Annotated in this window: 23 protein-coding genes and 1 other RNA gene; 15 read left to right on the top strand and 9 right to left on the bottom strand. The window is 40.3% G+C overall.

What is annotated here, in order from left to right; genetic code table 11:
- Positions 1-14 precede the first annotated feature (14 nt).
- The 3 genes from aspS (at position 15) to AA0Y26_RS14865 (ending at position 3,084) form a co-directional block, all read left to right on the top strand.
- A complete protein-coding gene (aspS, locus tag AA0Y26_RS14875; RefSeq protein WP_413362868.1) occupies positions 15-1,787 on the top strand; it encodes an aspartate--tRNA ligase in 1,773 nt (590 codons plus the stop codon).
- 223 nt (positions 1,788-2,010) lie between these two features.
- Positions 2,011-2,204, top strand: a non-coding RNA gene (gene ssrS / locus AA0Y26_RS14870) — 6S RNA.
- Positions 2,205-2,322: 118 nt separating this feature from the next.
- Complete coding sequence (locus tag AA0Y26_RS14865) at positions 2,323-3,084, top strand: ThiF family adenylyltransferase (RefSeq protein ID WP_413362867.1); 762 nt, start codon at positions 2,323-2,325, stop codon at positions 3,082-3,084.
- A 56-nt stretch (positions 3,085-3,140) separates the two neighbouring features.
- On the opposite strand, the gene AA0Y26_RS14860 is transcribed toward AA0Y26_RS14865, so the two are convergent.
- Positions 3,141-4,604: a methyl-accepting chemotaxis protein gene (locus AA0Y26_RS14860; RefSeq protein ID WP_413362866.1), complete on the bottom strand. Its 1,464-nt coding sequence runs from the start codon at positions 4,602-4,604 to the stop codon at positions 3,141-3,143.
- Positions 4,605-4,800: 196 nt separating this feature from the next.
- On the opposite strand from AA0Y26_RS14860, the gene AA0Y26_RS14855 reads away from it, so the two are divergent.
- The 4 genes from AA0Y26_RS14855 to AA0Y26_RS14840 all read left to right on the top strand — a co-directional run bounded on the left by AA0Y26_RS14855 (position 4,801) and on the right by AA0Y26_RS14840 (position 9,162).
- The gene (locus AA0Y26_RS14855; protein ID WP_413362865.1) at positions 4,801-5,190 is read left to right on the top strand and encodes a hypothetical protein; all 390 of its coding nucleotides are present in this window, start codon (positions 4,801-4,803) and stop codon (positions 5,188-5,190) included.
- A 192-nt stretch (positions 5,191-5,382) separates the two neighbouring features.
- The gene (locus AA0Y26_RS14850; protein WP_413362864.1) at positions 5,383-5,868 is read left to right on the top strand and encodes a hypothetical protein; all 486 of its coding nucleotides are present in this window, start codon (positions 5,383-5,385) and stop codon (positions 5,866-5,868) included.
- A 284-nt stretch (positions 5,869-6,152) separates the two neighbouring features.
- The gene (locus tag AA0Y26_RS14845) at positions 6,153-8,327 is read left to right on the top strand and encodes a methyl-accepting chemotaxis protein (protein ID WP_413362863.1); all 2,175 of its coding nucleotides are present in this window, start codon (positions 6,153-6,155) and stop codon (positions 8,325-8,327) included.
- 34 nt (positions 8,328-8,361) lie between these two features.
- The gene (locus tag AA0Y26_RS14840) at positions 8,362-9,162 is read left to right on the top strand and encodes an aminoglycoside adenylyltransferase domain-containing protein (RefSeq protein ID WP_413362862.1); all 801 of its coding nucleotides are present in this window, start codon (positions 8,362-8,364) and stop codon (positions 9,160-9,162) included.
- Positions 9,163-9,212: 50 nt separating this feature from the next.
- Here the strand turns inward: AA0Y26_RS14840 and AA0Y26_RS14835 are convergent, their stop codons facing one another.
- Positions 9,213-10,493: a replication-associated recombination protein A gene (locus tag AA0Y26_RS14835; RefSeq protein ID WP_413362861.1), complete on the bottom strand. Its 1,281-nt coding sequence runs from the start codon at positions 10,491-10,493 to the stop codon at positions 9,213-9,215.
- Positions 10,494-10,662: 169 nt separating this feature from the next.
- On the opposite strand from AA0Y26_RS14835, the gene cymR reads away from it, so the two are divergent.
- The 6 genes from cymR (at position 10,663) to AA0Y26_RS14805 (ending at position 16,283) form a co-directional block, all read left to right on the top strand.
- Positions 10,663-11,082, top strand: coding sequence for a cysteine metabolism transcriptional regulator CymR (gene cymR / locus AA0Y26_RS14830; RefSeq protein WP_413362860.1), 420 nt, complete (start codon positions 10,663-10,665; stop codon positions 11,080-11,082).
- A gap of 28 nt (positions 11,083-11,110) precedes the next feature.
- Positions 11,111-12,259 carry a cysteine desulfurase family protein gene (locus AA0Y26_RS14825; RefSeq protein WP_413362859.1) on the top strand — a complete coding sequence of 383 codons (1,149 nt, stop codon included), beginning with the start codon at positions 11,111-11,113 and terminating at the stop codon, positions 12,257-12,259.
- Between the two features lie 55 nt (positions 12,260-12,314).
- Positions 12,315-13,436 (top strand): tRNA 2-thiouridine(34) synthase MnmA, encoded by a 1,122-nt coding sequence (gene mnmA, locus AA0Y26_RS14820; RefSeq protein WP_413362858.1) that lies wholly within the window; start codon positions 12,315-12,317, stop codon positions 13,434-13,436.
- A 50-nt stretch (positions 13,437-13,486) separates the two neighbouring features.
- Complete coding sequence (locus AA0Y26_RS14815) at positions 13,487-14,146, top strand: tetratricopeptide repeat protein (RefSeq protein ID WP_413368229.1); 660 nt, start codon at positions 13,487-13,489, stop codon at positions 14,144-14,146.
- Between the two features lie 480 nt (positions 14,147-14,626).
- On the top strand, positions 14,627-15,247 hold the full coding sequence (locus AA0Y26_RS14810) for a DUF47 domain-containing protein (RefSeq protein ID WP_413362857.1): 621 nt from the start codon (positions 14,627-14,629) through the stop codon (positions 15,245-15,247).
- A 19-nt stretch (positions 15,248-15,266) separates the two neighbouring features.
- A complete protein-coding gene (locus tag AA0Y26_RS14805; protein ID WP_413362856.1) occupies positions 15,267-16,283 on the top strand; it encodes an inorganic phosphate transporter in 1,017 nt (338 codons plus the stop codon).
- A 358-nt stretch (positions 16,284-16,641) separates the two neighbouring features.
- On the opposite strand, the gene AA0Y26_RS14800 is transcribed toward AA0Y26_RS14805, so the two are convergent.
- The 7 genes from AA0Y26_RS14800 to AA0Y26_RS14770 form a co-directional block, all read right to left on the bottom strand.
- Positions 16,642-16,902 (bottom strand): hypothetical protein, encoded by a 261-nt coding sequence (locus tag AA0Y26_RS14800; protein ID WP_413362855.1) that lies wholly within the window; start codon positions 16,900-16,902, stop codon positions 16,642-16,644.
- A gap of 63 nt (positions 16,903-16,965) precedes the next feature.
- On the bottom strand, positions 16,966-17,844 hold the full coding sequence (locus AA0Y26_RS14795; protein WP_413362854.1) for a glycine betaine ABC transporter substrate-binding protein: 879 nt from the start codon (positions 17,842-17,844) through the stop codon (positions 16,966-16,968).
- Between the two features lie 11 nt (positions 17,845-17,855).
- Positions 17,856-18,707 (bottom strand): ABC transporter permease, encoded by an 852-nt coding sequence (locus AA0Y26_RS14790; protein WP_413362853.1) that lies wholly within the window; start codon positions 18,705-18,707, stop codon positions 17,856-17,858.
- Complete coding sequence (locus AA0Y26_RS14785; RefSeq protein WP_413362852.1) at positions 18,700-19,905, bottom strand: quaternary amine ABC transporter ATP-binding protein; 1,206 nt, start codon at positions 19,903-19,905, stop codon at positions 18,700-18,702. Before AA0Y26_RS14785 ends, AA0Y26_RS14790 begins: the two co-directional genes overlap by 8 nt.
- Before the next feature lie 181 nt (positions 19,906-20,086).
- Positions 20,087-20,701 (bottom strand): TrkA C-terminal domain-containing protein, encoded by a 615-nt coding sequence (locus AA0Y26_RS14780; protein WP_413362851.1) that lies wholly within the window; start codon positions 20,699-20,701, stop codon positions 20,087-20,089.
- 380 nt (positions 20,702-21,081) lie between these two features.
- A complete protein-coding gene (gene dctA / locus AA0Y26_RS14775; protein WP_413362850.1) occupies positions 21,082-22,332 on the bottom strand; it encodes a C4-dicarboxylate transporter DctA in 1,251 nt (416 codons plus the stop codon).
- A 282-nt stretch (positions 22,333-22,614) separates the two neighbouring features.
- A complete protein-coding gene (locus AA0Y26_RS14770; protein WP_413362849.1) occupies positions 22,615-23,667 on the bottom strand; it encodes a DctP family TRAP transporter solute-binding subunit in 1,053 nt (350 codons plus the stop codon).
- Positions 23,668-23,742: 75 nt separating this feature from the next.
- On the opposite strand from AA0Y26_RS14770, the gene AA0Y26_RS14765 reads away from it, so the two are divergent.
- Positions 23,743-25,359, top strand: a complete 1,617-nt coding sequence (locus tag AA0Y26_RS14765; RefSeq protein WP_413362848.1) for an ATP-binding protein — start codon at positions 23,743-23,745, stop codon at positions 25,357-25,359.
- The gene (locus tag AA0Y26_RS14760) at positions 25,346-26,047 is read left to right on the top strand and encodes a response regulator (RefSeq protein WP_413362847.1); all 702 of its coding nucleotides are present in this window, start codon (positions 25,346-25,348) and stop codon (positions 26,045-26,047) included. Before AA0Y26_RS14765 ends, AA0Y26_RS14760 begins: the two co-directional genes overlap by 14 nt.
- Positions 26,048-26,154: the final 107 nt, after the last annotated feature.

Here is a 26,154-nt window from a genome sequence, read left to right as displayed (position 1 = left end):
GGAGGAATTACAAGATGGCACAACGTACACATGCCTGCGGTGAGGTAACAGCTGCTCATCAAGGCGAGCAAGTCGTATTAAAAGGATGGGTTCAAAAGCGCCGTGATTTAGGTGGTTTGATTTTCGTTGATATGCGTGACCGTTCAGGAATTGTTCAAGTAGTATTTGGCGATCAAGCGAAAGATGCGCTGGAAGTAGCTGAAAAAATTCGTAGTGAGTATGTAATTGAAGTAACAGGGAAAGTTGTTCTTCGAGATGCTGCACAAATTAACAGTAATATTAAAACAGGTGAAATTGAAATCCTGGCAGATACACTGACAATTATTAATGAAGCAAAAAATCCGCCATTTGCAATAGAGGATAAAGTTGAAGTATCAGAAGATTTACGTTTGAAATACCGCTATTTGGATCTGCGTCGTCCTGTTATGTTTGATACATTCAAGATGCGTTCGGATGTAACGGTAACAATTCGTAACTTTCTGCAAAGAGAGGGCTTCCTAGAAGTAGAAACACCAATTTTAACAAAATCAACGCCAGAAGGTGCACGTGACTATTTAGTACCATCTCGTGTACATGAAGGAGAATTCTATGCCTTACCACAGTCGCCACAGTTATTCAAACAGCTGCTGATGGTATCAGGATTTGAGAAATACTTCCAAATTGCCCGTTGTTTCCGTGATGAAGACTTACGTGCAGACCGTCAGCCCGAATTCACACAGGTTGATATCGAAACATCCTTTATGTCAATGGATGAAATTATTGAAATGAATGAACGTCTTATCCAAGCGGTAATGAAAGAAGTAAAAGGCATCGAAGTAGAAGCACCATTCCAACGAATGAGCTATCAAGAAGCGATGGCTCGCTACGGTTCAGATAAGCCAGATGTGCGCTTTGGCTTGGAGCTTGTGCAGCTTTCCGATATCGTAAAAGACTCAAGCTTCAAAGTATTCTCTGGTGCTATCGAAAATGGTGGAGAGGTAAAGGCAATCAACGTAAAAGGTGCTGCTGAAAAATTCTCGCGCAAAGATATTGATGCACTTGGCGAATTTGCAGCAATCTACAAGGCAAAGGGGCTTGCATGGCTAAAAGTAACGGATGAAGGATTAAACGGTCCGATTGCAAAATTCTTCGAAGGTGAAATGGCTGATAAGTTAATCGAACGCATGAGCGCTGAAGCAGGCGACTTATTATTGTTCGGTGCTGATCAATCAAATGTCGTGGCAGACGCATTAGGCGCACTTCGTCTGAAACTTGGAAAAGAGCTTGATTTAATTGACGAGTCTAAGTTTGCATTTTTATGGATTGTAGATTGGCCATTATTCGAATATGATGAAGAAGAAGGACGCTATTATGCAGCACACCATCCATTCACTCGTCCATTCGATGAGGACCTTGAACTAATGGATACAAATCCTGCTGCTGTTCGTGCACAAGCATACGATATCGTATTGAATGGCTATGAGCTTGGCGGCGGTTCATTACGTATTTATGAGCCAGAATTACAAAACAAGATGTTTAAGCTATTAGGTTTCACGGAAGAGGAGGCACGCGAACAATTCGGCTTCCTGTTAGAAGCATTTGAATATGGAGTTCCTCCACATGGTGGTTTAGCGTTCGGACTTGACCGTTTCGTTATGCTATTGGCAGGCCGTACAAACTTGCGTGATACGATTGCCTTCCCGAAAACGGCAACAGCGAGCTGTCTATTGACTTCCGCTCCATCAGCGGTCGCAGATGCTCAATTACAGGAACTGAACTTGGCAATAACTGCCGTGAAAAAAGACTAATAAACACAGACAGGGGCGTATCTAATATGCTCCTGTTTTTTTGTTTAAGCTATGTGCAAACGGGTATTCAATAAGTACATTCCTTTAGAGGAATGCTTCAGTTTTGCAGGATAGGGAATGGCATATTATCATAGCGAATGAATCGTATTCACCTAAAATTTTTAACATTTTAGAAGAATAAGATTTGAAAATTCTGATTAATGATGATATGATATTAGTAATACGAATCCTGAGGTGTTCGTTTAAAAGTGTTATTTAACAGTTTTGACCGAACATTAAATCGTTGGGAGCTCGATATTTTTCCTATGGCGAACATGCCCCATTGGAGCGGGACGTTTAAAGTAGGAGTGAGAGCACCCCCCTGCTAGAGTGCGGGTTCAAAACGATGTGTAACATGACGGCACATTCGGGATTCGTCCTATTCCTTGTCTATTTCCCTTCTACTATACAGTAGAAGGGTTTTATTTTTTATTGCAGACACAAATGTAAGTGTGTATAATTCCGAGTAGAATAATTATGATTGAGAGGTTGCTATATGTTACACCAATTTTCCAGAAATGAACTAGCGATTGGTAAAGAAGGACTTGAAAAACTTCAAAATACAACAGTCGCCATTTTAGGTGTAGGCGGGGTAGGCTCTTTTGCTGCCGAAGCTTGTGCGCGCAGCGGAGTAGGGCGCATTGTATTAGTAGATAAGGATAATGTGGATATTACAAACGTAAATCGTCAGCTTGTAGCTTATTTGTCGACTGTTGGCAAGTCAAAATCAGCTGTAATGAAAGAGCGTATTGCGGATATTAATCCAGAGTGTGAAGTAATCGATATGCATATGTTCTATACAGAGGAAACATATGAAGATTTTTTTGCTCAGGGAATTGATTATGTTATTGATGCCTCCGATACGGTTATGTACAAAATCCATATTATGAAGGAATGCTTAAAAAGAAATATTCCCATTATTTCAAGCATGGGGGCAGCAAATAAAATGGATCCAACACGCTTCCAAATTGCAGATATTTCAAAAACACATACAGACCCATTGGCAAAAGTTATCCGTACGAAGCTGAAAAAAGAAGGAATTAAAAAGGGCGTAACAGTCGTGTTTTCTGATGAATCTCCGATTGTTGTTCGACCAGATGTAGTAGAGACAGTGGGTAACCCGAATGCAGAAATTCGTAAAGCGAAAATGCCTCCTTCCTCTAATGCATTTGTACCGTCAGTCGCCGGTTTGATTGCAGCGAGCTGGGTCATCAACCAAATACTAAAGGATGTAAAAATTACACGCGTCCAAGGGTAACAAAACGAAAGCCCTCTAATAATCAGATGCCATACTGACTATTAGAGGGCTTTTTATTAGCTTTCTTTAATGCTTAATGCATTCTGATATGTTTCTTCGATATTGTTCGTAATAAGCTGCTGTTCGTTATTTACCTTTTCTAATACGATACCAAGCTGATCAACTGCCTGTGAGCTCTCCTCGATAATGGCGGCAAACTCATTTGTACTCATCAGAATAGACTTACTGTTATTTTCAATGGAGCTGGTTGCTCTGGAGAACACTGTCAAATCATTTTGCAGTTTTTTCAATGCTTCAAATAACTCGTTGAATGTATTGTTTGCCCGGTCCGTTACAGAAACCTGCATAGTAATGTGATTCAGACCGTTTTGCAGCTTTCCTAAAGCATCTTTATTATAGCTATTTACATTATTTAGGTTCGTATCAATCTTAACAAGGGTCTGATCTGTAATTTGAGCTAGCTTGCGGATTTCTTCTGCTACCACCGCAAAACCTTTTCCATGCTCACCAGCTCGAGCCGCTTCAATAGATGCATTAAGAGCAAGAAGATTCGTCTGCTCCGTAATCCTTTTTATATCTGTCGCAAAATGGTTCGTTTCATCGATTTTTCCGGATAATGCGATGAATGTAGTATGAAGTTCGTTAAAAAATGCAGTAAATAAATCAATTTCCTGCTTCATATCATTCATTGCTCTTGCTCCATCAGCGGCATTCATACTAGCGGATTCCGCCTCGCTCACAATTTGTTCTAGCTGCTGGACCATCTGGGCAATTTCGTTCGTTGTCGCTTCAGTACTAAGAACGATTTCATGAACATAATCTGCTTGACGATGGGCCCCTTCCCGGACCTCGTGAACAGAGTTCAACATATTTTGCTGAGCAAATGCTGCAGTATTTGTGCTCTCTGTAATCAGCTCTAACCTTGTTGTAATATTCTGAACAGAATTTTCAAGATGAGAATGAAGCTTCTCTTCACGGAGTGCCTTTTTATGAGCATCAGTCATTAGCTCTTCAATGCTTGAAAACATGCGTTTGCTTTGTCGTACGTTCAGTCCAATTGCCAAAGTCATTAAAATCTGTACGACAAATACATTTGCCGGATCAACAGCAAATCCAGTCGTATCTAATGTAAAGTTAAAAATCAGACCTAGAGCAGAGCCGATAAATCCTGCTGCAACGACCATATACTTACTATGTATTGAACTCATGATGAGGACAAAGAAGCTGAGAATAATCGTAGCTAATGTCACTTTATAAGAAACAATCGCCCCATATGTAGTAATTATTCCGGCAATTGAAACGACAAAAGGAAAATAAGGGCGTAACCATTCTACTTTTCGCTGTAAAAAATAGATCCCTAATGTAACGAGTGCAGGTATAAATAACGACAAGGCTAGTCCGATTGGCCGGCCTATGATGAATTGGGCAATCCCCCCAAGATTAGCTGCTAATCCATAAACAAGCATCAGAATCGAGTTTTTTTCGAGTAAGTCTTTTTTCTGTAAAAGCTGTATTTGCATCTATTTCTCCCCCTGATTATTACGTCATGATAATTTAACAGAAAAATAAATAACTCATATTTTCTAATTTATACACGAAATTGCTTATATTGTCACTATAAATACTTCGTCAAATTTCGAGAAAATACAAAAAATGTTATAATGAAAAAATAAATATTGAAAGGGTAAATGGTATGTAAAAGTGCAATTAAACGAATTGGAGTATAAAGGATTAAATTTGCTTGAGGAAGTATGCACTGTAGAAGTTGCTTTAGACGAAGGGCGAAATGTCATCCATATATTTGATGTGAACTATGTAATAGAACCTATCTATCATTTTACAAATAAGGAATATGCATTAAGCAGCAGCTTTTATCGGTTCGTAGAAGTATTGAAATCAAAGTATTTTTTTGTAGAAAAAAGGGATATGGAGATGGGAAAATGGATTGAAAGTTTTACTTGGCAGTTTTATAGCTCGAATCAAACGATTAAAAACTATAGAGCAGGAACGTTCTCTCTGATTCCATTGTCTGATTTAGATGATAAAACGGATGACTGCTTATGTCAGATGGGGTATTATCCGAAATATGTAGAAAAATTAAGATGAGAATTATACAATATTCTTTTATTAAATAATAGCTAATAGTCAGAATAAAGATGTGCTTTTTCTGTAATGCGCGGCAGTTTTCACACAATTATCACATATTTTCCGTTAATTATACGATTACCATTTTCCTTATATAATTTTTGATACACTAAAAGTACACGTTAGGGGACTTAAAGGAGGATGGAAAGACTGATGAGTATTCAAGCAAAAAGCAACGTTTTGAACTTGCAGGAATTACAGGAACAACTAGACCATATAGTGTTCGACCATATCGACACTGCGCAAAATTGGGAGAAAGCGCAGGGGAAAATACAACCGTTATATAGTCAGATCACTGCCTATTTTAAAGGAATTGTCGAACAGAATAATGGGGTTATGCCAAAGGAAAATTCATATTGGATGTTGTTCATGCATAATGCCTCACGTCTTGTATATTTTGATAATCTTATTAAACATAATATGAATTCGCCGTTGGATGAAGCTGCACGCCATCTAATCACTGATGGCTACATAACAGCAGCGAAAATTTTACCAAACTGCCAATCGGAATATAATGAGGAATTTTTTAATGAAATTAACAAAAGCCTGGAGCAATTGACAGACGGAAAAGTTACTGTCGAGAAAACTCCGACTTCTTTACCGGTATGTTTACAGGCATTTTATCAATATATAAACTAAATCATTATTTTTCATGTAACTGCTCATCTTGATGAGCAGTTTTTTGTTTTTTGTGCGGAATAACGGAATACAAATAGATAGAAGTGAAGCTATCATCTATGCGTAAAGTAACCAAAAAAATTATTTTACAAAAAGATGATGATTGAAGAAGCTCACTCCCGCATCTTATCCGGAATGAAACTGACATCATAACGTTTTATATTGAAAGTTATCTGAAAATTACCTACAATTTACAATATACACGCCATAAGTTGCATATGGGCAGTAAGTAGGGAGGGATTTCAGTGGGACTATTTGGATGGCTGGAGTTAAAAGAAGGTTTCCCGCTTTGGTGGTCATACAGACTAAATAGACATACGAAAGAAGCAAAAGAAGAAATCTTTGAAAGTATTGCAAAGACAAGGGTCAATGCCTTGATCACGTGGACGAGGGATCGATGGGTATCCCTTGATTCCCGAACGGAGGAGGTCATTCTCTATGATAGAGATCAAGAGCGGCTTTCTTCGTTTTTAGAGCAATCGAAAAATAGAAGTTCCTATTTTACAGAGCTTTTTTTAGTGGATGAAAATTGCACAGTCTTTGCTTCAAGTTATCAAGACCATATTGGTAAAAACTATCGTACTGATGCTTCCCCGCTTACCCATAAAGCCCTGCAGGCAGTCTGGCGAACGGGAAATCCACTGCTTTATGGACCGTTCATCGATGAAATGACAGTAGTAATCGGCCCTCGCAGTTCGAAATTCCATGATGAAGTAACCTTGTTGTTTTTACAGCCTGTTTTTAATAATGGCAGGCTGATCTATGTAATGGCGGGCCGCGTTCCAAATGATGTGATTTCCGATTTGATTCAGCGGGAGGCAGGGCATATTTATCAAGACTCAGGCGACAATTACATATTTATGAGCCAATCAAATTTTGATTCTTCTATTGAACAAGGAGTAGCACTTTCACGAAGCCGGTTTGAGGATGAAACATTCAGTCTCGGTGAGAATTTGAAGTCCGGTATTCATACAAAGGAATGGGGCGTTGTACAAATACAAAAACATACGGAATTTGAAATTCGTTTTACTGATCCGGCAACAGGACAGCTCCATCCAGGAGTAGCGAATACAATCAAAAATGGCGCCAATCTATTTGTTGAATTTCCAGGATACTCAGATTACCGGCATATTCCTGTCATCGGAAAAGGAGTTACGTTCCAGCTTCCGCATAGTCCCGATATCTGGGGAATGATGTGTGAAGCAGATTTAGAAGAAGTATACCGGACGCGTTCTATCGATTTCAGGCTTAGTTTAAGTTTTGTCAGCTTTATGACGATAAATATCATACTATTTCAGCTGTTAACATCCCTTGGCTTCATGCATCCTCTTATTGTACTTGGGATCAATGTCGTCTATGGGTTAGGCGCATGTTATTATTTTATGAAACGTCAGGTCAAACCTATTACCAACCGAATTAACCGTGTAACAGGCATGATTCAGAAAATTGCTGAAGGAGAGGGGGATTTAACCATCCGGATTGATAAAAGTATGCTGTCGAATGATGAGACCGGAGAAATGGGCCGCTGGGTGAATAATTTTGTGGATACACAGGCGGGACTGATTGCCAAAGTACAAGTTTCATCAAGCGATGTCCAACAAACGAATCAGCAGCTTCGCGAACGTACCTCTTCTGTAGAAGCACATGCATTACATATAGCCTTTCAGATGGATGAAATGCTTACGGCGATCCACCAGCAATTGCGGGATGTAAGAGATGCGATGCAAAAAAATGACCTTATTTCAGAAACAATGGAGGAAATGGAGCTTAATTCCGTTGAACAGCTGGAGAAGGCACAGCAACAGGTAGAGAGCATTGATGAAAGAATGAGAGGTATTGTAAAAAAGGTAAGGGACACACTGGAACTTACTTCTACTTTTACGGATTCCTCTGCAAGCATTAGTAAGGTGGTTGTCTCAATCAATGCTATTGCCGAACAGACAAACCTGCTTGCGCTTAATGCATCGATCGAGGCGGCACGTGCAGGTGAGCATGGGAAAGGCTTTGCTGTTGTGGCTGATGAAATCAGGAAATTAGCTAACCAAACGAAGACTGCAACTGAGGAAATTAACGAAACATTAAAGCTGATTGAAAATAGCTCCGGATTGATTGAACGGGCGATCCGAATAAACAGTGAGGAAGTAGAACAAGGAGCACATCATATTCAAATCGTGAAAGATGTTTTATATGCTATGTCTGCTAAAACAAATGAACGTACTGCAGGGACAGATGAAATGCGTGGTATTATGCAAAATATGGCGGCGAGCAGTGAACAAAACGTAAGAGTAGTAGAAATAGTAGGAGAGGCTATGAAAAAAATGGGTGACCTATCTCAACAGGCCCGCCATGATACAGAACGGAGCTCGCTTGTTATCGGTACGCTGGCACAGGCAGTATCAAAATTTCATATTAAAAAATAAATTCTCTTTCTGACAGGGGGCCAATTCGTTCCAGATGTGTACAACGGACATCAAAGATTTTATTTTTCATCTATACAAAGAGATAACCAAAATAGTAAATAATGACTTAATCGGTTTCTATCTTCATGGTTCGGCAGCAATGGGAGGGTTTAATCCAAACAGCAGCGATATTGATTTATTAGCTGTTACTAACAACCCAATGGCTGTAAGAACGAAAAGGGAGTTAGCACAGGTCTTTTTAAAATATTCTACTTCCCCTTTTCCTGTAGAAATCAGTTTCTTGAATACCGGCCAATTAAAAGAATGGCAGCACCCCTGTCCGTTTGATTTTCATTATAGCGAGTTTTGGAGAGGGCGATATGAAAGTGACTTAGTGAATGGAACAGCCCATTTTTTAAATGGGAATATTCTAACTGATGCAGATTTAGCAGCTCATATTACTATTCTTCATCATAGAGGGATTTGTCTAAAGGGCAGACAGATTACAGAAGTATTTCCTTTGGTTCCACGGTCAAATTATTTGTCTTCAATAGTAGGGGATTTTGAGGATTGTTTAGGGAGAATCGAAGAAAATCCAATTTATTGTATACTAAATTTAATTAGAGTTTTCTGGTATGTAAAAGAAGGGGTGATTTCTTCGAAGCAGGAAGCTGGAGAATGGGGAATATCAACATTTCCGAAAGAGATGCAGCATACGATTAAAAAAGCATTGCAATGTTATACGGATAAAAAAGACCTTTATCGTTTTAAAAAAGAGGAACTTAGCTTGCTGAAGTATTATATTTTGGAGAATGTCCAGCAGTTATTAAATATTACTAAAGAATACAAAAAATAAGGGAACTCCCAGCAGGATGGAGTTTCCTTATTTTTTTAGTGTAAAATTGTCTATTTTTTAAACGACTTCAGCCTTTCATAAATACCGGCCATCCGCTTTTCCTCTCCTGCGATGACAGGCTGATAAAATTCTGTACCGGCAAGTTCATCTGGTAAATACTGCTGGTCAACCCAGCCGCCGAATGTACCGATTGGTGTATCGTGCGGGTATTGATAGCCTGTATGCCCAAGTATACTTGCTCCGGTATAATGTGCATCTTTTAAGTGATTCGGAATATCGCCTGTCGTCCCTTCATTAATGGTGCGAATAGCTGCATCAAGCGCTTTATAGGCAGAGTTGGATTTATCACTTAAGCACATTTCCACGACTGCTGTCGCGAGTGGAATACGGGCTTCAGGCATTCCGAGGCGCTGGGCTGCATCTGTAGCTGCAGTGACATGGGCGCCGACAGACGGATTTGCCAATCCAACATCTTCATATGCCATCACAAGCAGTCTTCGGCAAACAGCAATAAGGTCCCCGCTTTCAAGCAAGTGGGCAAGATAATAAAGGGCTGCATTGACATCACTGCCGCGCACCGATTTCTGCAGGGCAGAAAGAAGGTTATAAAAGTGGGACCCGCCTTTATCTCCGTAAACTCCAATTCTTTTTGCCAATGCCTCTATTGCCGTATCACTGAAAATAGTTTTCCCGTCTATTTCATCCGAAGCATAGTAGACGGATTCTAGTAAGGTGAGGGCCTTCCTTGCATCTCCGCCGGCAGCTTCAGCGATTCGTGTAAGTTGTTCAGGGGACGCCTGAATATCATAGCTGCCAAGACCGCGTTCTTTATTGGATAATGCATTGTTTAGTAGTTCAGTAATGTCATCTGCTGTAAGCCTTGACAGCTGGACGATTTCCCCGCATCGAGAACGAATCGCAGGGTTTACATCGTGAAACGGATTTTCTGTTGTTGCCCCGAGGAGCACAATCGAACCGTTCTCGACATGAGGCAGCAATGTATCCTGCTGCAGCTTATTGAATCGGTGAATTTCATCCAAAAACAATAGAACCTTTCCTGCCATCCGGGCTTCCATGACGATCTGCTCGATATCTTTTTTCCCTGCATGGGTGGCGTTAAGCGCAAAAAAAGGCAGGCTGCTTGTACCGGCAATGGCATTGGCAATGGATGTCTTACCGATACCAGGAGGACCGTATAAAAGCATAGAAGGAACATGTCCTTTCTGGATCATCTGATAAAGTGGTGTATCTGGACCGATTACATGCTTTTGGCCGACGATTTCATCCAGATGTCGCGGCCTCATTTTATAAGCAAGAGGTTCATTATGCATGGAATCACTCCTCTTTTTTCATTTCTGTTCTATAAACATTATAGAATTTGTGAACGGGAAAACCAACTCTTGTGAAGAGCAGAAGCTAAAATGGAGCATTTATGATAAGAGTAGAAGGAAATGTGTTATACTTGAGAAATATATGAATGAGAATAATTGAGGTGTTAGTATGAAAATTTCTACAAAAGGTCGTTATGGATTGACGATTATGATTGAATTAGCAAAACATTATGGTGAGGGTCCGATCCCTCTTCGTCAAATTGCAGCTGAAAAAGAATTGTCAGAAGCCTATTTGGAGCAGCTTGTTTCACCGCTTCGGAATGCAGGGCTAGTGAAGAGTGTCCGCGGTGCTTATGGCGGCTACATGCTAGCAAATCTTCCAGCAGAAATTACAGCAGCCGATGTTATCCGTGTTCTAGAAGGACCAATCCAGCCAGTAGAAGGAATTGAAAATGAGGAGGCACCGCAGCGTGAGCTATGGGTGCGCATCCGTGATGCCGTAAAAAATGTATTGGATACAACAACATTGGAAGACTTGGCTAAATATACGGACAATACTGTCCACGACGGATATATGTTCTATATTTAAGGAACGGTTTAAAGGGGTTTTATTAAAAATGAATACTATCTATCTGGATCATGCGGCTACTACTCCGATGGCGAAGGAAGTTATCGCCCGGATGACGGATGCAATGGAGCGCTATTACGGGAATGCTTCAAGCATCCATGCCGCAGGTCGTGAGGCACGTAAATACTTGGATGAAGCAAGATCCATATTAGCGCAATCTATCCATGCACAGATGAGTGAAATTATTCTGACAAGCGGCGGAACCGAAGCGGATAATATGGCGATTTTCGGTACGGCATATGCGCGCAGACAAGAAGGGAAGCATATCATTACTACACAGGTTGAGCATCATGCTGTTCTCCATGCTTGTGAAAAGCTTGAGAAAGAAGGGTTTGATGTAACCTATCTGCCTGTTGATGAAACAGGGCGCGTACGTGTAGAAAACGTAGCTTCTGCACTCCGCGATGATACGATTCTTGTAACGATCATGTATGGAAATAATGAGGTTGGAACGATTCAGCCTATTTCTGAAATTGGTGATCTATTGAAGGGCCATCAAGCAACATTCCATACTGATGCTGTACAGGCATACGGTATTGAAGAGTTGAATGTCGAATTATTAGGGGTCGATTTATTAAGTGTATCTGCCCATAAAATAAACGGTCCAAAAGGGATCGGCTTTTTATTTGCCCGTCAAGGCGCTAAACTGGAAAACCTTTTGTATGGCGGCTCCCAGGAGAAGAAGCGCCGAGCAGGGACAGAAAATATTCCAGCGGTACTTGGCTTCGCTGCAGCTGTACAAAAGGCAGCTGACGGAAGGGAAACGAACCGCAGTAAATATAATGATTTTAAGCAATTGTTAATCAAACAATTTGACGAAGCGGAAATTTCGTATAAAGTAAATGGTACGCTAGATAATGCGTTGCCGCATGTACTGAATGTGTCCTTCCCCGGTACGAATGTCGAATCGTTTTTAGTAAACATGGATATGGAGGGCATCCTTGTTTCGAGCGGATCGGCCTGCACAGCCGGCTCTATTGATCCATCTCATGTACTTGTAGCGATGTTCGGTGATGGTGCTGAAGAGATTCGAACTTCTATCCGTTTTAGCTTCGGAATCGGTTTAACAGATGAGGAAATAGCGGAAGCAGGCAAACGTACAGCTGCAATTGTCAAACGTCTAGTGAAAAACAAGTAAAATAAAGACTTCGCGCCTTTTACGCGGTTTGTCTAAACGAAAAGGTGAATAACTAATGGTAGAAACAAGAGATCCTTCACAAATTCGTGTCGTTGTCGGCATGTCGGGTGGAGTTGATTCATCTGTTGCTGCGTATTTATTAAAACAGCAGGGATATGATGTAATCGGAATTTTTATGAAAAACTGGGATGATACAGACGAAAATGGTGTATGTACAGCGACAGAGGATTATGAAGACGTTATCGCTGTATGCAATCAAATCGGCATCCCTTATTATGCAGTAAACTTTGAAAAACAATATTGGGATAAAGTATTTACGTACTTCCTAGAAGAATATAAAGCGGGCCGTACACCGAATCCGGATGTCATGTGCAATAAAGAAATCAAATTCAAGGCGTTTCTCGAGCATGCGATGAACCTCGGTGCGGACTATTTAGCAACTGGCCACTATGCGCGTGTTGAAGAGCGTGACGGTGAAATTGTTATGCTTCGTGGTGTTGACAATAATAAAGACCAAACATACTTCCTGAACCAGCTATCACAGGAGCAGCTGAAACATGTCATGTTCCCGATCGGCAATATAGAAAAGTCAAAAGTTCGTGAAATTGCAGCTGAGGCTGGCCTTGCAACGGCAAAGAAAAAGGATTCAACAGGAATCTGCTTCATCGGTGAACGTAATTTCAAAGAATTTTTGAGCCAGTATTTACCGGCACAGCCTGGGAATATGGAAACATTTGATGGAGAAGTGAAAGGCCGTCACGATGGATTGATGTACTATACACTTGGCCAACGCCATGGACTTGGTATTGGAGGGGACGGAGAACCTTGGTTTGTCCTTGGGAAAGATCTGGAACGTAATGTACTATACGTAGGACAAGGTTTCCACCATGAAAAATTGTATTCCGAGGCACTAACAGCTGTGAAAATAGGCTTTACATCTGATCGCCCAAAGTCGGCGAAGTTCAGCTGTACAGCCAAGTTCCGTTACCGTCAGACAGATTCTCCTGTCGAAGTGGAAATGCGTGAGGATGGAACAGCGCTTATTACATTTGCTGAGCCGCAGCGTGCAATTACACCAGGGCAGGCTGTCGTCCTGTATGATGGCGATGTTTGCCTAGGCGGCGGTACAATTGATGAAGTCATCAAAAACAATGAAAAACTAACATATGTAGGATAACGAATAGGCGGCTCCGGTCGCCTATCTTTATGAGGGGAAACAATATGATCTTGGATTATAATGAAATTGGAATTAAGGCATTCCAGGAAAAAAGATATGAGGATGCCGCGCAAGCCTTTAATGATGCCATTGGGCAAAATCCGAATGATGCTGTAGGCTATGTAAACTTTGGTAATCTGCTTGCTACGTTAAATGATGTGGAGAGAGCGGAACGCTTCTTTCAAAAAGCGATTACAGTAGATGAAAAAGCTGCTACTGCTTATTACGGGCTGGCAAACCTATATTATAATGCAGAGCGTTTTATTGAAGCAGCCAAGCTATATCAAAAATCAATTGAACATGGTATTGAAGGGGCAGATTCATACTTTATGCTCGCTAAGAGCTTTGAGCGTGAAGGAAATCATTCCTTAGCGTTACCTTATATGCAACGAGCGGCAGAGCTAGCACCCGATGATTTAGAAATCCGTCTGTCATACGGGATTTTACTTTGTACGCTTGAAATGTTTGAGCATGCAAAACCAGAATTGGAGTATGTCATCGAGCATGATCTAAATAATGCAGATGCACATTATAATCTTGGTGTCCTGTATGCTGTTTCGACTGATAAAATCGACGATGCTAAATATCATTTGAAGCAGGCCTACACAATAGCGCCTGAATTTGATCAAGCGCGTTATATTTATGACATGCTTTGTCAGCGTCAAAATTGATATTATAAAGAAACACCTGATATAAATGACTGGTGAACAAACGTAAGGCTATTTAAATTAGCGAAGTTACCATGGAAGAACATCTAAATATAACAAAGAATGGGATGTCTAGAAGCGATAGTCTTTTGGGCATCCTTTTTTATATAGAAAAGTCGCCTTTACAATTCCTTAACAATTGAATAGACATAATATTTCGCCAATTAAAGGCGTGGAATAGTTTTCTGGAAATTAGATGTTGAAATCATCGCTGGAAATGCTTGATAAATGAAGGTTGGATACTGGAATTTAAAAGATGTAGAAAAGAAAAACTGGTAATCAACCTGTTATTGGCTAAATAAATGACCATTATATTGTGTTACATGATTGTAAAGATTGTATCGCAAGGGTTGAAAACAATACCTTTTCTTTTAAGATATTGTTATGATGATTGCGGCAAACAAATGCAATTAACTATACTTATATATAGACGGAGGCAATTCCATGTTTAGTTCAAAAAAGCAAGACCCTTTCTTCTCAGCACTATATAAAATCGCTGAAAACGTGCGCGAGGCTGTTCACTATGCCAATGATTCCCGCATTATTACAGTGACTGATTTAAAAGAAGTCAGCATCAAAATGAAAGAATATGAAACTGCTGGGGACAAATTAATACACGAACTAATCGTTATGTTAAATAAATCATTTATGACACCTATCGAGCGCGAGGACATTTTGGCACTTGCAATTCGTATGGATGATATCCTTGATGGGACTGAAGGGTGCATCGCACATTTCGAGATGTTCTCCTTTACAGAGGTCGATCAATCAATGCGTGATTTCCTAGGATATATTACGAAATCAGCAGATGAAATTATAAAAGCAATGGAGCTTTTAAATAAGAAAGATTTAGTTGGCATGCGTCAGCACGCTATCCTTGTAAAGGATTATGAACGCCAATGTGATGAAGTACTGCGTTCATCCATTAAGCAATTATTCCTGAATGAAAAAGATCCGATTCGTCTAATCAAATTCAAGGACCTATATGAGCAATTAGAAGAAATCGCTGACCACTGTCAAAATGTCGCAAACACGATTGAAACAATCATTATGCGTAACGCCTAATTAGTAGGAGACTTGAAATATGGATACAATATTACTCATTACCATCTTAGTTGTAATCTTTGCACTGGCATTCGACTTCATTAATGGTTTCCATGATACGGCGAATGCAATTGCAACATCAGTATCAACACGCGCATTAAAGCCGCGTGTAGCTGTCCTTATGGCAGCTGTCATGAACTTTATCGGAGCACTAACATTCGTAGGCGTAGCAAAAGCAATCGCGAGTGATATTGTCGATCCGTTTTCGTTAAACGCCTTTGAAGGGGATGTAACGGGTTCTGTTGTCATCTTGGCAGCACTTTGCTCGGCTATTACGTGGAACCTTCTTACGTGGTATTATGGGATTCCTTCAAGTTCATCCCATACATTGATCGGTTCGATCGCAGGTGCGGCGATTGGAGCTGCAGGTTTCGCTATTTTAAATTATGAAGGATTCTTAAAGATTTTGCAGGCATTACTACTGTCGCCATTCATTGCGTTGGCGATGGGTTTCTGTATGATGACACTATTTAAATTTTTATTTAAGAACATGCCTCTTTATAAAACAAATAAAGGCTTCCGTACTATGCAGGTGGGAACAGCGGCACTTCAAGCGTTTACACACGGTACAAACGATGCGCAAAAAGCAATGGGGATTATTACAATGGCTCTTATCGCAGCAGGCATGCAATCTGGGGATGAAGTGCAAGATTGGGTACGTTTTGCCTGTGCCTTGGCAATGGGTCTTGGTACATCGGTAGGCGGCTATAAAATCATTAAAACAGTCGGCGGTAAAATTATGAAAATCCGTCCAATCAACGGTGCGGCTGCCGATCTTTCTTCAGCATCTGTTATCTTCGGTGCTACATTGATTGCGCTTCCTGTATCGACAACACATGTTATTTCCTCGGCTATCATGGGTGTAGGAGCTGCACAGCGTGTGAAAGGTGTGCGATGGGGGGTTGCACGTAAAATGGTGCTAACGTGGATTATTACAATTCCGATTTCTGCATTGATGGCAGCAATCTTCTATGTAATTTTAAATTTATTCTTCTAACAACTGAGCAGTGTTTTGAAGGCTCTTTGTCCAAAAGGTTATTAATACAGTCAACCTCGTGCACGTTAAGTTGCACGGGGTTATTTTTTAATGATCAGTAACTAGAAGAAAGTTTGAAATAATTGATTTTAATGAGTGAAGAAATCTTCGGGTTAAACAGTATCATTTCAGGATAGAGCCTTAACACAAGCTAAATGAGTCTTTATGTGATAGAAACTGGCTTTCATACTGAATAAATGATTCTTCATTTTAGTGAATTTTTAAAACAGCATATTTAAAGGAACAGCATATACTACATGCGTAACACCTCACTGGAAGAATGCTAAAGGAGCTTGAAATACGCAAGCTCCTTTTTCTATTATCTATGGATATATCTTACCCCATCTGACAGCTGTTCTGGAAAGTTCTCAGGGAAAAAGTGTCCTAGTCTTTTTACCGTTAATTTACAATCTATATGATTTGCCTCAAGAAGCTTATGAAGTTCAAGGCTGTTCTTGTAAAAGGGGTCATGGTCTCCGATGATGATGCAGCCTATTAGATCAGAATAATCATTTTCTTTTAGAAGGGTTTTTATGGCTGCGATATCCTTAATAGCCGGCAGAGGTAAATATTTTTTCAAAAAAAAAACACAGAGATGTTTTTATCATCTCCGTGCTTTTTGCCGTCACAGCAGTTTATGCAATTATTTTACATCTTTTGTCCATTCATCAACTTTATCTTGGTTTTCTTCAACCCATTTTGCTGCAGCATCTTCAGGAGAGGCTCCTTCATTAATGTCGAGCATCACTTGTTCCATATCTTCTGTAGTCCAGTAGAAGGCATCAAGCACTTTGTGAGCTTCTGGTTTCTCCTCTTTTAGACCTTCACGGGCAAATGTATTAATTGATTCCTCGCCGCCAAATACGCCTTCTGGATCATCTAAATATTTTAAATCATAAGAGGCGAATTTCCAGTGTGGAGACCAGCCAGTTATAACGATTTCTTCTTCATTCGCAATGGCCTGGCTTAAAGCAACAGTCATGGCACCTGAAGATGATGGAAGGAGATTCCAATTTTTAAGATTCGGGTAAGCTTCTAAAGCAGTTTCCGTTGCACTCATAATACCTGCTCCAGGCTCAATTCCTGTAATTGTAGAAGAGGCCTGATCGCTTAAATCAGCGATGGAGGATACGTCCATATAAGTTGGAACAACAAGCCCGATTTTAGCGCCGTTGAGGTTTTCACCTAGATGTTCCATTGAAGAACCGTATTCCTCAAATTGGGCACCATGTGTACCAGGTAACCAGCCGGCTACCATTGCATCCGCTTCACCCTTTGAAACAGCCTGCCACATAATCGCATTATCTAAAGGTGTAAGGGTTACATCATAGCCGATATCTTCTAATACTTTTCCGATGACATGAGTAGAGGCTACTTCTGAATCCCATTCTACATAGGCAAGATTGATATCTCCTAAGTCATCCTTGTCAGCTGACTCTTTGTTGTCATCCCCGCATGCACCTAAAATAAGTGCTGCACCTAAAGCAGCTGCGCCTAATGTATACTTTGATTTTTTGAACATAAATACCACTCCTACCTATTTTGTTTATTAAAGCTTTGAGTTAAGCGATCGACAATGATCGCAAAAATTACTAAGCTTAGGCCGGCGACAAAACCATTACCGACTTGTGCTCGCTGGAGCGCAGAAAGAACTTCGCGGCCAAGACCAGGAGCACCAATCATGGAAGCAATAACGACCATCGATAATGATAGTAATACCGTTTGGTTGATACCTGCCATAATAGTAGATTTCGCGATCGGCAGTTCTACCTTTACGAGCTTTTGGGCTCCTGTACTACCATAAGAATCAGCTGCTTCAATTAAATCTGTTGGCACCTGGCGAATCCCCAAATTAGTAAAACGTACAGTAGGGGGCAGGGCAAAGATGACCGATGCAAAAACCCCTGGAACAACACCGATTCCGAAAAAGGCAACGGCTGGAATCAAATAAACAAAACCAGGCATCGTCTGCATGAAGTCGAGAATCGGTTTTACGATATTTTCAACAGCTGTACTTTTGGACATCAAGATGCCAATTGGAACGCCGAGGATAATCGCGATAACACTGGAGAAAAGAACGAGGGTGAAAGTGTTCATCAACTCATCCCATAGGCCTTGGTTGTATATGAATAGCAGACCGATGAGAGAAAAAAGAGCCAAACCAAATTTCTTTCCAGTAACGAAAAATGCCAAAACAGCAATGATCAGAATGAATAAAACCGGCGGAATAAATAATAAACCATCTGTAATTCCATCCATCATGTTTTCTCCACCGGATTGAATCATTTTAAAGAGACCTGAGAATGTATCTGTTACCCAGTCCATCCCATCTTCCACCCAGGAAGAAATCGGGAGCTTCGGCATGTTATCTAAGAAACTACTCATTTATGTTCACCCCCTCTTGTGTTGAAGAGGAGAGCGCTTCAAGCACGACTCCGCGTATTAAGATACCTCGTAATCGGTGATCTTCGACAACCGCAATTGGGGTTGGGCTGTCAGAAATTGTTGATAATAAATCCTGCAATAATGTAGCAGGCTCAACTGTCGGCATATCTGTACGAATATAGGAAGTAATGGAGGTTACTCCATCCTTAGCAGCTTTTAGTGCATCGTCCGCAGTAATATAACCGAGGAATTGCTTTTGACGGTTTGTGGCCAATAGTACACTTACCTCTTCTTCCCGCATTCGCTGAAGAGCGACTTTCGGTCCGTCATGCTCTGTATTGATAGTAATAGGACGTACCATGGCACTCTCAGCAGTCAGTACTTTTGAACGGTCGACATCTTCGAGGAATGTTCGGATATAATTATTCGCAGGATTTGTAAGAATTTCTTCCCCAGTACCAATTTGCATAATCTGCCCATCTTTCATAATGGCAATACGATCACCAATACGAAGTGCTTCGTTCAAATCGTGGGTGATAAAAACGATTGTCTTCTTAACATTTGCCTGAAGTTCCAGCAATTCATCTTGCATATCTTTACGAATAAGTGGATCAAGAGCGGAAAATGCCTCATCCATTAAGAGGATTTCAGGGTCATTGGCGAGCGCACGAGCTAATCCAACCCGTTGCTGCATTCCACCAGATAATTGGTGAGGATATTGGTCCTTATAGACAAGGAGCCCGGCGTTTTGTAAAGCCTGTTCTGCTTTTTCAATTCGCTGTTCCTTTGACATGCCTCGAATTTCTAGGCCATACTCGGTGTTTTCTAGGATAGTACGATGGGGAAAAAGAGCGAAGTTCTGAAAAACCATACTCATTTTTTGTCGGCGGACCATTTGTAAATCCTGTTTTTTCGCCTTGGTAATATCAATGTCATCAATATATATATTTCCGCTTGTTGGCGTAATCAAGCGATTCAATAAACGAATCAATGTTGATTTACCACTCCCGGACAGCCCCATAATGACAAAAATTTCGCCTTCATTGACAGTGAAATTTGCATCATATACACCAACAGTAGCACCGGTTTCTTGTAAAATCTCTGTTTTACTTTTTTGCTGTTCCACCAGTTTCAGCGCTTTTTGCTGGTTACGGCCGAAGATTTTGGTAACGTGTTCTACACGTATTTTTTCCTTCATTTTCTCACTTCCTCATTTAAATCAATTAATCTCTCTTTTTTGTTATACAGAAAAAGTAACAACTTAATGTTAACAAAGAGTTGTTACTTATGTCAAATGAAGCAGGTAGTTTTTCATGGGCAAAAATAGAAAAAAGCCTAAACGAAGCAGAAGAATCTGCTGTTTAGGCGTTAATGTATGTTTAAAGTTTTAAAAACTGCTCTGCTTTAATGAGGCAATCATCATCTCCGATGAAATAGATGATATTCCCTTTATCGAGTGCAGCGTAGGGTCCTGGAGATAACAGGAGATCGCTGCCTTTGCGGATTGCTACAATAGTCGCTCCTGTATGCTGCCAAAAGTTAATTTCACTAATAGTTTTTTCGAGAAAAGGACATGTCTCGGTAATTTCAAGCTGATAGGGAATGAATGGATTGATCGCCTTGAAGCGGCTTGTCCGATTCACCAGCTCACTGACTAGATCATGCAAGTTTGCCAGTTCTGCCTCCTGATGCTCGAGTATACCTTTAATATTAACCTGGAGCTCTCGGATGGACTGGACTCCTTCATTTTGATGAACGAATTTCACAGCGTTATCATAGGAGGTGATCACGACACCACTTCCTTTTGTTGCTTCTACAATTTCCAGATCCTGCAGCATTGCAATCGCTCGTCTCGCTGTTTCAGCAGAAACCCCATATTGTGAGGCGATGATGGAGCGTGCATAAATTTTTTCACCGGTAATGTATTTCTTTTCTACAATTTTTGATGCGATATCCTCGGCGATAATTTGATATTTTGGCTTCTTGATTTGCATAAAATCTCCCCGTTAATAATTGATAAAAAATAAGTATACGCTCCTTTTCACTTTTACGTAAGAGCAAATAAGTATGACAAGGACTACTCTTCTCACCATACTTCTCAAAGCGGAACATTTCAAGTATTGCCTATTCGAAAAAAGTTTAAGATAAGGAAGTGAAGGAGATGAAAAGGGGATACTAGTGGTTTTTTGAAGGATGGGGAGTAGATAGAAAAAAGTAAGAATTATTGACTGCCTCATTTCTTTATATTTTTAACTAGGGCCTTTTTAAGTATATTTCTAAAATCAAATGAACAAAAATCGTCTTCTTGAAACAGCCGGCTGCTTCAAAATAAAAAACTAGCGGAATGGATTGTCCCATTTCCGCTAGTTCGCTGCTATTTTACTGCAATTGCATCCGCTGCTTCTGTACCTTCAAATTCTTTCTCCGATTTAGAAACAACAACACATGCTACACCGTTACCGATTAGGTTTGTTACGGCACGTGCTTCAGACATGAAGCGGTCAACACCGATTAGTAATGCAATCCCTTCAACAGGCACCATAGGGAAGGCTGCAAGCGTTGCTGCCAATGTGATGAAACCAGAACCTGTTACCCCAGCAGCACCTTTTGATGTAACCATCAATATTCCAAGAAGTGTAAGAATTTCAACCCAAGATAAGTCGACGCCATATGCTTGAGCAATGAATAAGGCCGCCATAGATAAGTAGATAGAAGTACCATCTAAGTTAAAGGAGTAACCAGTCGGTACGACAAGTCCTACTACTTGTTTTGAACAGCCCAGCCCTTCTAATTTACGCATCATCGATGGAAGGGCAGATTCAGAAGAAGATGTACCGATTACTAGGAAAATTTCATCTTTAATGTAGCCGATAAACTTCAGGATATTGAATCCGAAGTAACGAGCAATCAGCCCTAAAATAATTACGACGAATAAGAACATCGTTAAGTATACTGCAAACATTAATAAACCTAATGATTTTAAAGAACCCAAACCAAAATTACCAATTGTGTAAGCCATCGCACCGAAAGCCCCGATTGGAGAAACTTTCATGACGATTCCAACAATTTTAAAGAAGATTTCAGATACTTGCTCAAAGAATGTAATGACAGGTTTGGACTTTTCCCCAAGCATTGCTGCAGCTACCCCGAATAGGATGGCAGAGAAAAGAATTGGCAGTAAGTCGCCGTTTGCTAATGAACCGACAAAGTTTTCAGGAATAATACTGTACACAAAGTCCATTAGGCCTTTTTCAGAGTTTTCATCAGCTGCTTGCGTATATTGGGAAATATCCGCATTCTGCGCTTGTGAAGTGTCTATACCGGAACCTGCATTAATTAATACGGCTACGACAATACCGATTGCAAGAGCAATTGTCGATACAATTTCGAAGTAAAGCAACGCTTTTCCTCCGATTTTACCAAGCTTCTTCATATCGCCCATGCCGCCGATTCCGATGACAACGGTCAGGAAGATAATTGGTCCGATTAACATCTTAATCAATTTAATAAACATGTCGGCCAAGATTTTTAAGCTTGCACCGAACTCTGGCCAAATTGCCCCGACAGCGATACCGAGAATGATTGCGAGGATTACTTGGAAAGTTAAATTTTTAAGCCATTTCATATGTCTATACTCCTTTTCAACATTTTGTTTTGAATTTTCTATTTTGTTATCGCTTTCATGGGAATATCATAGCGTATAGTTTTCAGAATAAAAGGTTTAGTTTTTAAAAAACATAACGTTTATTTTGTCCAATTGTTTCGTTTTTTTATAGAAACGTTGATATATCAACTATTAAACTGTTATGTAACGCCGATTGCAGTTATTATTTTGTTATAATACAAGTGTTAATTCTTATAAAAAAACTACACTTTCCGATGAAAAGTGTAGTTTTGTTCATTTTGTTTAATTGCTTCTATTCACTTCTTCTATTAATAATTTATAATATGAATCACTGACTTCATTTTTGTAAGTATCATAAATAGGTGTCACTTTCTCCTTCCAGGCGCTTTTCTGGGCGGCTGAAAGAGGGGAAAGAAATACATTTGGCAAAGCACGGAGCTCCTGCTGACCTGATTTGTTCATGGCAATGCTCGTTTCGAACTGCCAGTCACTCATTTCCTGCAGGGCATCTAATATATGCTGCTGGAGCTCGTCATCTAAATCATTCCAAAATGATTCATTCATGATGACAGCATAGCCCATAATGCCGTGATTAGAAAGAGTAATATACTTTTCGTACTTGTGGAAGCCTTTTGAATATAAATTAGAAATCGTATTTTCCTGGGCCTGAATGTTTTTCTTTTCGATTTCATAAAACACATCATCAAATGTCGTTATAATCGGTGTAGAGCCCAGCAGCGAAAACTGCTTGCTAATAAGGTCGCTGGCCATTACTCGGACACGAAGTGATTGAAAATCTTCAACATCTTGTACTGGAAAATCATTCGATGCAATCTGTTTGAAGCCATTGCTCCAAAAATCCAACCCCTTGATATTCAATTCGTCCAATTCAGCGAGAAGCTGGTCTTTTAAGGGACCTGTCAAAACATCCTGAAGCTGTTCATCTGTTTCAATGATAAAAGGAAGGTCCAATACCTGCCAAGAGGGCAAATAAGATGTCATTTTTGAGAAGGTAGGAGCAATCATTTGGATATCATTATTTTGTAAGGCCTCCATCTCGTTTTTGTCATTATATAAAATCCCGTTTGGATACACTTGGACAATAACGCGTCCGTTTGTTTTTTCTTTGACTAGTTCAGCAAATTTTATAGCTGCAAGCCCCTTTGGTGTGTTTTCTGCCACTACATGGCTGAAATGAATGATTATTTGGTCGCTAAGGCCATTTTGTTCATCATCATACGGGAGTGAGGAGACATCGACAACATTTTGCTTATAGCCGAAAAAGGAGATCAGCAGGACGAGCATTAATAAGGCACCTGTAAAAAAATATTTCATATATACCACCATATTTTCGACTTATTTTATTAAGAGTATAACGTGCATCGAGCGAGAAAAAAAGGAGAGATATTGATGCGAAGATTAAAAATGAATACCAAAATACTGCTTATGACCTTCTTCATCATCGCCTTTTCTTTTTTCATCGGTGGCGTATTTGTCATTGGAAGCTTGTTGAGTGAACAGGAGCAAGACTTTGGACAGCGAGCGATGCTTATTGCCAGAACGGTTTCTAATATGCCGGAGCTAACCAACCAGTTAATGAACGATGACCAGGGCGAGGCAATCCAGACGGTGAACCATATTGTTGAAGAAATACGTGTTATTAATAAAGCAGAATATATCGTCGTCCTAAATATGGACCGTGTGAAGTATTCTCATCCCTCATCTGCTGAATTAGGAAAAAAGAGTGCTTCCGAAGATGTAAATGCTGCATTTAGTGAGCACTATTATATTTCAAATGCGGAAGGTGAGCTTGGAACAATGATACGGGCGTTCGTTCCTGTATTAAATGAAGACAAGAGGCAGATTGGTGTCGTGATTGTCGGGTACCCGATGCCTACGCTGTCCAAAGTTTTCCACGATTATGCTTCAGAGATCATTATTACGATTTTATTTTCTGTGCTTTTTAGTATGTGGGGAGCACTTATGTTGGGGCACCATATTAAAAAGCAAATGTTTGGGTTGGAGCCTGAGGAGATTTCTCAAATGTATGTGGAGAGACAGGAGACATTCAACGCCATGCATGAAGGAATCATTGCTGTTGATAATCAGATGAATATTACCATTTTCAATCAGAAGGCCGGCTTTATTCTAGGTGTGGAAGGAGATAATGCCAAGTATATAGGACGAAAAATCTATGAGGTGCTGCCCGATACAAGGTTACCGGAAATCGTGGAAAGTGGTAAGCCGATTTATAATCAGGAAATTTATATTAATCGGCGCAGCATTATGAGTACGCGCATCCCGATTCAAGTAAAGGGGAAAAATGCCGGCGCAGTTGCCATTTTTAAGGATCTGACAGAGGTAAAACGGCTCGCAGAGGAATTAACAGGAGTGAGGGCTTTTGTCCAGGCGCTTCGTGTACAGACGCATGAACATAAAAATAAGCTTCATACAATTACTGGTCTTTTGCAGCTTGGGCATACAACACAGGCGCTTAAATATTTAACAGAAGTGCAGGCAGATGAAGCCTCTCTCATTCGATTTTTGAATGAACGATTTAAAAATGAAAATTTATCAGGTTTGCTGCTCAGTAAGGTGGGGCGCGGGAAAGAGCTCGGAATTACTGTGGAAATAGATCAAGAAAGCCATTTTACCCGCTTCCCGAAATTTTTAGATCAGCATGATTTTGTCGTGCTTTTCGGGAATCTAATTGAAAATGCATTTGATGCACTCCAAGGGACAGCGAGAACTGAAAAGCTCATTACTATTTCAGTGGACGAACATGACGATGTGCTCGCTATTTTAGTAACAGATAATGGAAGCGGGATGAGCGAGGAAGTAAAGAAACGCATGTTTGAAAATGGCTTTTCTACAAAGGCTAAGGAAAACCGGGGAATCGGCTTGTACTTAATAGATGAAATTGTTAAAAAAGGGCGCGGAACAATCGAGGTATCAAGCGAAGAAGGAAAAGGAACAAGCTTTTTACTATTATTTGAATTAGGAGATGAGCAAAATGGAGGTTATTAAAATCCTGCTGATAGAAGATGATCCTATGGTTAGAGAGGTCAATCGTCAATTCATAGAGCGAATCGAAGGATATGAGATTGTAGGAACAGCAGCGAATGGGGTAATCGGCTTTGAGAAAATCAAAGAGCTGAAGCCGGATGTAGTATTAATGGATATTTTTATGCCGGAGCAGGACGGTCTAGAAACACTGCGCCAAATACGCGGAGAAATGCTGAACGTTGATGTCATTTCAGTAACAGCGGCTAATGATATGCCTACCATTCAGAATATACTCCATCTAGGTGTATATGATTATATTATGAAGCCTTTTACATTTGAAAGAATGCAGCAGACACTAGAAAACTACCGCCAATTTAAACAGAAAACACAGAGTGTTGAAGATATGACCCAGCAGGAATTAGATGCACTTATCCGGAAAGGGCGGGTAGAGGAAAAAGTAGAATCGCAGCCTGAACTGGAGCTGGAATTGCCAAAAGGATTCAACCGCTCAACACTTGATAAGGTGTCAGCCTATCTGAAACAATGCAAGGATGGGGCCTCAGCTGATGAAGTGGCGGCAGCAATCGGTGTTGCACGGGTAACGGCAAGACGCTATCTGGACTTCATGGAAAAGAGGCAGCTCATTAAAGTAGATGTTCAGTATGGAGGTGTAGGGCGGCCGGTAAATCAATATTTTATCCCGCAGTAATAGCCCCGGGGGTTTTTACCTTGATACTATACAATTGGCAGCCTTCTGCTGCAAAAACTGAAAAGGATTGTGAAAGCATGGTGCTTTTACAATCCTTTTTCGCATAG

Origin of the sequence: Lysinibacillus canaveralius (assembly GCF_047301505.1) — a bacterium.
Lineage (GTDB): Bacteria > Bacillota > Bacilli > Bacillales_A > Planococcaceae > Lysinibacillus_B.
Note: the sequence above shows the minus strand (reverse complement) of the source record. Positions and strands in the feature narration are given on the sequence as shown.

Coding starts and splice junctions, on each gene's coding strand:
- aspS (WP_413362868.1), top strand. CDS start 15: ATGGCACAACGTACACATGCCTGCGGTGAGGTAACAGCTGCTCATCAA.
- AA0Y26_RS14865 (WP_413362867.1), top strand. CDS start 2,323: ATGTTACACCAATTTTCCAGAAATGAACTAGCGATTGGTAAAGAAGGA.
- AA0Y26_RS14785 (WP_413362852.1), bottom strand. CDS start 19,905: ATGAAGGAAAAAATACGTGTAGAACACGTTACCAAAATCTTCGGCCGT.
- AA0Y26_RS14780 (WP_413362851.1), bottom strand. CDS start 20,701: ATGCAAATCAAGAAGCCAAAATATCAAATTATCGCCGAGGATATCGCA.
- AA0Y26_RS14790 (WP_413362853.1), bottom strand. CDS start 18,707: ATGAGTAGTTTCTTAGATAACATGCCGAAGCTCCCGATTTCTTCCTGG.
- AA0Y26_RS14795 (WP_413362854.1), bottom strand. CDS start 17,844: ATGTTCAAAAAATCAAAGTATACATTAGGCGCAGCTGCTTTAGGTGCA.
- AA0Y26_RS14760 (WP_413362847.1), top strand. CDS start 25,346: ATGGAGGTTATTAAAATCCTGCTGATAGAAGATGATCCTATGGTTAGA.
- AA0Y26_RS14765 (WP_413362848.1), top strand. CDS start 23,743: ATGCGAAGATTAAAAATGAATACCAAAATACTGCTTATGACCTTCTTC.
- AA0Y26_RS14805 (WP_413362856.1), top strand. CDS start 15,267: ATGGATACAATATTACTCATTACCATCTTAGTTGTAATCTTTGCACTG.
- AA0Y26_RS14810 (WP_413362857.1), top strand. CDS start 14,627: ATGTTTAGTTCAAAAAAGCAAGACCCTTTCTTCTCAGCACTATATAAA.
- AA0Y26_RS14770 (WP_413362849.1), bottom strand. CDS start 23,667: ATGAAATATTTTTTTACAGGTGCCTTATTAATGCTCGTCCTGCTGATC.
- AA0Y26_RS14860 (WP_413362866.1), bottom strand. CDS start 4,604: ATGCAAATACAGCTTTTACAGAAAAAAGACTTACTCGAAAAAAACTCG.
- AA0Y26_RS14850 (WP_413362864.1), top strand. CDS start 5,383: ATGAGTATTCAAGCAAAAAGCAACGTTTTGAACTTGCAGGAATTACAG.
- mnmA (WP_413362858.1), top strand. CDS start 12,315: ATGGTAGAAACAAGAGATCCTTCACAAATTCGTGTCGTTGTCGGCATG.
- cymR (WP_413362860.1), top strand. CDS start 10,663: ATGAAAATTTCTACAAAAGGTCGTTATGGATTGACGATTATGATTGAA.
- AA0Y26_RS14835 (WP_413362861.1), bottom strand. CDS start 10,493: ATGCATAATGAACCTCTTGCTTATAAAATGAGGCCGCGACATCTGGAT.
- dctA (WP_413362850.1), bottom strand. CDS start 22,332: ATGAAATGGCTTAAAAATTTAACTTTCCAAGTAATCCTCGCAATCATT.
- AA0Y26_RS14840 (WP_413362862.1), top strand. CDS start 8,362: ATGTGTACAACGGACATCAAAGATTTTATTTTTCATCTATACAAAGAG.
- AA0Y26_RS14825 (WP_413362859.1), top strand. CDS start 11,111: ATGAATACTATCTATCTGGATCATGCGGCTACTACTCCGATGGCGAAG.